The following is a 5,987-nucleotide window of genomic DNA, read 5'->3' as shown; positions in this document are numbered from 1 at the left end:
GCCCAGCCGGGCGCTCCCCTGGCCCCGGACGGCGAGGCGCGCCCGCTGCCGCGGCCCGTCGCCTCTCCCGCCGTCGAGCGGCTCGCGCAGCGGCTGCGCGGCGCGTCGGACGGCGAACGCGAGGCGCTGACCGCCGAGTTCTGGTCGTCGGTGCAGACAGCCGGCGCCCCGCTCGTCGAGGCCCTCGACGACGACCCCGACCATCGCGCCGTCACCTTCCTGTGGCGCGGGCACCGCGCGACCCGTCGCGTCCTGCTGCTCGCCAACCGGCTGGTGGACCGCGACCGCCTCGCCGACTCGCTGTTCAGCCGGCTGGAGGGCACCGACGTCTGGTACCTCTGCTACCGGCTGCGCGCCGACCACCGGGGCTCGTACCAGATCGTCGCCGACATCTCCCCCGCCGGCCCGCCGCTCGCCGGCGACGCCCTGCAGCAGCGGCTGCAGGCCCTGTCGGCGCACGCGGCCCGGGACCCCCTCAACCCCCTCGCGCTGAACGGCCGTTGGCGAGCGAGCGAGAGCTCCGTCTTCGAGCTGCCCAAGGCGCCGCCCCAGCCGTGGCGCGCGCCGCGCCCGCATTCGGCGCGCGGCACGGTCGAGAAGCACCGGCTGCTGAGCTACGCCCTGGACGGCGAGCGCGACGTCTGGGTCTACCTCCCCCCGGGCGGGGAGACGGGCCCGCTGGACGTGCTGACCCTCTGCGACGGCGACATGTGGTTCGGCCGGCTCGCCCTCCAGCGGACGCTGGACGCGCTGATCGCCGACGGCGCCGTCCCGCCGGTCGTGGTCCTCTCCCCGGACGCGGTCGACAACGCCACGCGCTGGCGGGAGATGGGCGCACGCGACCTCTATGTCGACTTCCTGGCGGACGAGCTGCTGCCGTGGGCGGCGCGCCGCTGGCCGCTGACCTCGGATCCCGCCCGCACGGTCGTCGCGGGCCAGAGCCTGGGCGGACTGGCCGCGCTGTACGCCGGCTTCACCCGGCCCGAGCGGTTCGGCAACGCCCTCGCCCAGTCTCCCTCTCTGTGGTGGCGTCCCGGCATGCCCCGGGGCGTGCCGAAGGGCGGGGATCCGGACAGCATGCCCTGGCTGGCGCAGCGCTTCGCCGACGAGGACAGACGCGACATCCGGGTCCACCTCGACGTCGGCCTGCACGAAGGGGCGATGGTCGACTACAGCCGTACGCTCCACGGCGTCCTGCACGAGCGCGGATACCCGGTGACGCGCACCGAGTTCAACGGCGGCCACGACTACGCCTGCTGGCGCGGCGGCCTGGCGGACGGGCTCGTGTCCTTCCTCGGCCGCTGAGCCCGCGCCGCCGACGCCCGGGGCACCCGGGCCTCCTCCACGGCGCCCGGCGTCCCCCGACAGACCCCTCTCGCACCCACTCACCCACCATCAAGGAGTTCATTCCATGCTGCACCGATCCGTCTTCCGCCAAGCGGCAGCCCTCCCCGTCGCCGTGCTCGTCGGAGCACTCGCGCTGACCGGCTGCGGCGGCGACTCGGCGGACGACGGCGCCAGCACGTCGAAGGACAAGGCGGGCTCCGCGTCCCGCACGGTCACCGACGCCCACGGCAAGCAGGTCAAGGTCCCCTCCGCCCCGAAGAAGGTCGTCGCCCTCAGCGAGCCGACCCTGGACGCCGCCCTCGCTCTGGGCGTCGAGCCGATCGGCGCGACGTCCGGCCGCGGCCAGAAGGGCGTCTCGACGTACCTCGCCGACAAGGCGGGCAAGGCCGAGATCGTGGCCACGGTCGCCGAGCCGGACCTGGAGAAGCTGGCGACGCTCCAGCCGGATCTGATCCTGCTCGACGAGACGGTGGGCTCCAAGCGGGTCATGGACAAGCTCGCCTCCATCGCCCCCACGGTCTTGACCGCCAAGCGCAACGAGGACTGGAAGACGGCCTTCGCCGCGACCGCCGACGCGCTCAACAAGAAGTCCGAGGCCGAGACCTGGCTGAAGGACTTCGACGCCTCGCTCGCCGGCGCCAAGTCGTCGTTCAAGACCAACGCGGGGGCCGTGACCAGCGTCGTTCGCTGGCAGGACGGCGCCCCCTCGGTCGTCGGCAAGGGCAAGGGCCACGTCGGCTCGACGCTCGCGTCGCTCGGTCTCAAGCGCCCCGCCGACCAGCAGGGCGAGAGCGCGGGCCGCAGCGAGCCGGTCAGCCTGGAGAAGCTCGACACGATCGACGGCGACTGGCTCTTCTTCGGCGCGCTCGGCGACAAGGCGGCGGGCGAGAAGGGCTACGAGGAGGCCAAGAAGGTCCCCAACTTCTCCGAGCTGAAGGCCCAGAAGAGCAGCCACGTCGTGGTGATCGAGGGCTCCGCCTGGAACAGCTCCGGCGGTCCGATCGCCGCGCAGAGGGTGCTCGACGACGTCAAGACCGCGCTCGCGGGCTGACCCCCGCCGCACGGCGAAACGGCAGGGGGCCCCGCGCTGATGCGCGAGGCCCCCTGCCGTCGTGGCTCCGGGGCAGGTCCGGGTCAGTCCGCCATCGGTCGTGGTTCCGGGTCAGTCCGCCGTCGTGGCTCCCGGTCAGTCCTGTTCGGCGGCCTGTCTGGCCGCGGCGGCCCGCAGCTCCTTCTTGGAGACCTTCCCGATGCCCGTCTGCGGGAAGGCGTCCACGAACTCCACGCGGTCGGGCACCTTGTACGCCGCCAGTCCCCGCTCGCGGACGAACTTCCTGATCGCGGCGGCCTTCACCGGCTCGGCCCCGACGCGCAGGATCACATAGGCGCAGGTGCGCTCGCCCAGATAGGGATCGGCCTCGGCGACCAGGCTGGCGTCGTGGACGCAGGGGTGGGCGAGCAGATGGTTCTCGACCTCCTCCGCCGCGATCTTCTCTCCGCCGCGGTTGATCTGGTCCTTGGCCCTGCCCTCCACCACCAGATGACCCGTGGGGGTCATCCGTACGACGTCGCCGGTGCGGTAGTAGCCGTCCGCGGTGAAGGCGGCTGCGTTGTGCTCGGGCGCGTTCCAGTAGCCGCGGATCGTGTACGGGCCCCGGGTGAGCAGATGGCCCGTCTCGCCCTCCGGGACGTCCCGGTCCTCGTCGTCCACGATCCGTATCTCGTCGTCGGGCGAGATCGGCCGGCCCTGAGTGGTCACGATCGTCTCCAGCGGATCGTCCAGGCGGGTGTAGTTGACCAGGCCCTCGGCCATGCCGAAGACCTGCTGCAGGGTGCAGCCGAGCGCGGGGCGCACCCGGCGGGCCGCCTCCTCGCTGAACTTCGCGCCGCCCACCAGCAGGACGTCGAGGCTGCCGAGGTCGTACGGCGAGGAGGGCGCCGAGTCCGTCCACACCAGGGCCAGCGGCGGCACCAGCCCTGTGATGGTGACGCGTTCGCGCTCGATCAGCGGGAAGGCGACGTCGGGGCTGGGCTGGGGGCAGAGCACGACGCGGCCGCCCGCGTAGAGGACGCCGAGCGTGCCGGGCGAGGAGAGCGGGAAGTTGTGCGCGGCCGGCAGCACGCACAGATAGACGCTGTCCTCGTCGACGGCGCAGATCTCGTTGGAGCCGCGCAGCGAGTAGATGTAGTCGTCGTGGGTGCGGGGGATCAGCTTGGGTATCCCGGTGCTGCCGCCGGAGAGCTGGAGGAAGGCCAGGTCGCCGGGCGCCGGCCCGACAAGCCGCGGGGCGTCGGTGTCGACGTCGACGGGGACGTCCGCGAGCGCTTCGAAGGGGCCCGGGTCGACGCCGTCTCCCGCCACGAGCACATGGCGCAGCGAGGGCACGTCGGCGCTGACCTTCGCGGCCAGCTCGCGGTAGTCGTAGCCGCCGTGCTCGGCGGGGACGATGTAGGCGACCGCCTCGGTGAAGGAGCAGAAGTAGCGGATCTCGCTCTCCCGGTGCGCGGGCAGCGCGAAGACCGGCAGCGCGCCGATCCGGAAGAGGGCGAAGATCACCTCGAAGAACTCGGCGGTGTTGGGGAGTTGGACGACGACCTTGTCGCCCTGGGCGATGGAGCGGGCGGCGAGTCCGGCGGCGAGCCGGTCGGCGCGGCGGTCCAGCTCGGCGTAGGTCCAGCTGCGGCCGGCGGCGGGATCGGTGATCGCGACGCGGTCGGGGTGCTCGGCGGCGCGGTCGCGGAGCATCTGGCCGAAGGTCTCGCCGCGCCACCAGCCGGCCGCTCGGTAGCGCTCGGCGAAGTCGGTGGGCCAGGTGGGGGTCGGATCGGCGGAGCGGGGGTGGGTCACGTCGTTCACAGCTCGGCGCCCACCGCGTTCAGGAAGGTCCGGAACTTGGCCCCGGTCTCGGCGGTCTCCGCGTCCGGCTCGGACGCGGCGACGACGCCCGCTCCGGCGTAGAGCCGCAGCGACTGGTCCTCGGCCTCGGCGCAGCGGATGGTGACGACCCATTCGCCGTTGCCGTCGGCGTCGCCCCAGCCGACCATGCCGGTGAAGAAGCCCCGGTCGAAGGGCTCGGTCTCGCGGATCACCTGGCGGGCCGTGTCGGTGGGCGTGCCGCAGACGGCGGGCGTCGGGTGGAGGGCGGAGGCCAACTCCAGTGCGGAGACCTCTGGTTCGGACAGCTCGCCGGTGACGGTGGTGGACAGGTGCCACATGGTGGCGGTGCGTATCAGGGTGGGCCTGGCCGGCACGTCCAGCGTCGTGCAGTACGGAGCGAGCGCCTGGTGGACGGCGTCGACGACGACCGCGTGCTCGTGCATGTCCTTCGCCGACTCCAGGAGCGCGGCGGCTCGGCGTACGTCCTCGGCCAGATCGGCGCTGCGGGGAGTCGAGCCGGCCAGCGGATTGGCCGTCAGGCGTCTGCCGCGGCGGGCGACGAGCAGTTCGGGACTCGCGCCCAGCAGTGTGCGCCCGGGCCCGGTGGGCAGCGCGAAGGTATAGCCGGAGGGGTCCCTGCGGGCGAGCCGCTGGAGCATCGAGGGGATGTCCAGCGGTCCCGGCGCCTGGAGTTCGAGCGTGCGGGCGAGGACGACCTTGCTGAACTCGCCGCGCCACATGCGCTCCACCGCGGCGGCGACCCCCGCGCCGTACGCCTCGGGCGCGGGGACGGGCCGGATGCGCCAGTCGACGGCGCTCGGCGTCTCGGCGGGCAGGGCGATGAGCGGGTCCGCCGTCAGCGGCGGTCCGGTGCGCACGTCGTCGGCGACGACGAGCGCGGCGGGTGCGTGGGGGTCGAACGGCGTGGCGCCGACGACCACGGGGGTCGGCACGCCTCGGTCGCGGGCCGCGTCCAGCGCACCGGCCACGCGCTGCGACAACGGGCCTTCCCCGTGCGGGACTTCGGCGTGGACGCCGTGCGCCAGCAGCGTCCTGGTCGGCGTGGCGAGGAACCTGGCGCCTGGGGTGTACGCGTCCAGGAGCGCGGTGGCCGCCCCCACGGAGGGGTAGGCCGGGTCGGCCAGGGGAATGTGCGTGGCGACTTCGGGTGCCGTCGGCACGAGGCCTCCATTTCTCGGCTGCTCACAGGTCAGGCGAGCAGATGCGGACATGCGAAAGGGCATCGCGCGATGGAGCAGCGCGGTGTTGCGGCACCACAAAGACGCCCCGCATGGTATTAGGTAAGCCTAACCTAACAAGCCGCGCCGGGAACGTGAAGATCCATTTCCAGTCGGCTGATTGACGACGTCTCAGCCGCCGGCGGACGTGCGAGGACGCCCGACGATCGCGGGCGGATCCCGGCCGCCGGCCAGGTCGTCGGGGCCCTCGCCCCCCTCGCCGTCCACGAGCGGGGAGCGGCCGCGCATGGCGGAAAATGATCTGCCGCCGAGCGCTGTCGGCTGTGCGGGCCGGATCGCCCTCGACCGGCCGCGCACCCCCAACGCGCCCTCACCCACGGCATGGTCCAGGGCGTCGAGCGTGCCCTCGCCGACGGGGAGCGGGAGAGCGCGTGAGCGCAGTCGCCCTGTCCGGGGCCGACGAGCGCGGGCTGTTCGCGGGCGTCGCGCGGCGCTGACCGACGGGCCGGTCGTGGGGGGGCGGGGCCGCGGGGGCCCGGGCGGGGGGCGCGGGCGCGGGCGGC

At 73.5% G+C, this 5,987-nt stretch carries 4 protein-coding genes; 2 read left to right on the top strand and 2 right to left on the bottom strand.

What is annotated here, in order from left to right; all coding sequences use genetic code 11:
- Positions 1-18: 18 nt before the first annotated feature.
- Together fes and AB0M39_RS41225 are read left to right on the top strand one after the other, a co-directional pair.
- On the top strand, positions 19-1,305 hold the full coding sequence (gene fes / locus AB0M39_RS41230; RefSeq protein WP_365374128.1) for an enterochelin esterase: 1,287 nt from the start codon (positions 19-21) through the stop codon (positions 1,303-1,305).
- 106 nt (positions 1,306-1,411) lie between these two features.
- On the top strand, positions 1,412-2,398 hold the full coding sequence (locus AB0M39_RS41225; protein WP_365374125.1) for an ABC transporter substrate-binding protein: 987 nt from the start codon (positions 1,412-1,414) through the stop codon (positions 2,396-2,398).
- Positions 2,399-2,533: 135 nt separating this feature from the next.
- Here the strand turns inward: AB0M39_RS41225 and AB0M39_RS41220 are convergent, their stop codons facing one another.
- Together AB0M39_RS41220 and dhbC are read right to left on the bottom strand one after the other, a co-directional pair.
- Positions 2,534-4,204, bottom strand: a complete 1,671-nt coding sequence (locus tag AB0M39_RS41220; protein WP_365374122.1) for a (2,3-dihydroxybenzoyl)adenylate synthase — start codon at positions 4,202-4,204, stop codon at positions 2,534-2,536.
- The gene (dhbC, locus tag AB0M39_RS41215) at positions 4,201-5,406 is read right to left on the bottom strand and encodes an isochorismate synthase DhbC (RefSeq protein WP_365374119.1); all 1,206 of its coding nucleotides are present in this window, start codon (positions 5,404-5,406) and stop codon (positions 4,201-4,203) included. The genes AB0M39_RS41220 and dhbC overlap by 4 nt, the downstream gene beginning before the upstream one ends.
- Between the last annotated feature and the right edge of the window lie 581 nt (positions 5,407-5,987).

It is taken from the genome of Streptomyces sp. NPDC051907, from assembly GCF_040681075.1.
Taxonomy (GTDB): Bacteria; Actinomycetota; Actinomycetes; order Streptomycetales; family Streptomycetaceae; genus Streptomyces.
The sequence above is the reverse complement of the archived record's forward strand: the minus strand, read 5'-3'. Positions and strand labels throughout refer to the sequence as shown.

Excerpts from the sequence above, each read along its gene's own strand:
- AB0M39_RS41225 (WP_365374125.1), top strand. The coding sequence starts at position 1,412 with ATGCTGCACCGATCCGTCTTCCGCCAAGCGGCAGCCCTCCCCGTCGCC.